The organism is Streptomyces calidiresistens (genome assembly GCF_014141525.1).
Taxonomy (GTDB): domain Bacteria; phylum Actinomycetota; class Actinomycetes; order Streptomycetales; family Streptomycetaceae; genus Streptomyces; species Streptomyces calidiresistens.
Genome location: NZ_VKHS01001326.1, coordinates 1 through 903, shown reverse-complemented (window position 1 = coordinate 903; position 903 = coordinate 1). Strand labels below are relative to the sequence as shown.

Sequence of the window (903 nt, the reverse complement as noted above, 5' to 3'; positions counted from 1 at the left end):
CCACCGCCCCCGTCACCACCGACACCGTCCTCCGCCTGGCCGCCGCCCTGGAGCTCATCCAGTCCTGCGCCCTCATCCACGACGACGTGATGGACGGCTCCCTGCTGCGCCGGGGTCGCCCCGCGCTCCACGCCGAGTTCGCCGCCCGATACCCCGACACCCGCCCCCGCGGCCGTGGCACATCCTTCGGCACATCCGCCGCCATACTCGCCGGAAACCTCGCCCTGAGCTGGGCCGACGACATCGTCACCGACCTCACCTCCCCACCGGTCGACGCCGTCCTCCGCCTGTGGCGGACCATGCGCACCGAAATGGTCGCCGGGCAGTACCTCGACCTCCACGCCCAGCACACCGGCGGCGGATCCACGGCCCGGGCCCTGCGCATCGCCTGCCTCAAGAGCGCCCTCTACACCGTGGAGCGCCCCCTCGCCCTGGGAGCCGCCCTCGCCGGAGCCGACCCCACCACCACCGACGCCCTCTGCTCGGCGGGCCGCTGCGCCGGAATGGCCTTCCAACTGCGCGACGACCTGCTGGGCGTCTTCGGCGACCCGGCCCGCACCGGCAAGCCGTCCGGCGACGACATCCGCGAGGGCAAACTCACCTACCTCCTGGCCATCGCCCGGCTCCGGGCCGACGCCGCCGGGGACCGGGCCACCTCCGCGCTGCTCCACGACGCGCCCGGCGACCCCGACCTCTCGGTCTCGGACACGGATCGCGTCCGGACCGCGCTGGAAGCCACCGGCGCGCGCGCCGTCGTGGAGACCGCCATCGAGCAGTTGGCGGCCGACAGCGCCCGCCACCTGGCCGGGATCCCCCTCGACCCCGCCGTCCGCCACCGGCTGGGAGCCGTGCTCCGCTCCGCCGCCGGTACCCGGAACACCGATCCCCCCACCACACCCACCC

Annotated in this window: 1 protein-coding gene; it reads left to right on the top strand. The window is 75.1% G+C overall.

Annotated elements, in window-relative coordinates; all coding sequences use genetic code 11:
• The coding region (locus tag FOE67_RS27120) for a polyprenyl synthetase family protein (RefSeq protein WP_182667459.1) at positions 1–903 on the top strand (903 nt) is incomplete at both ends.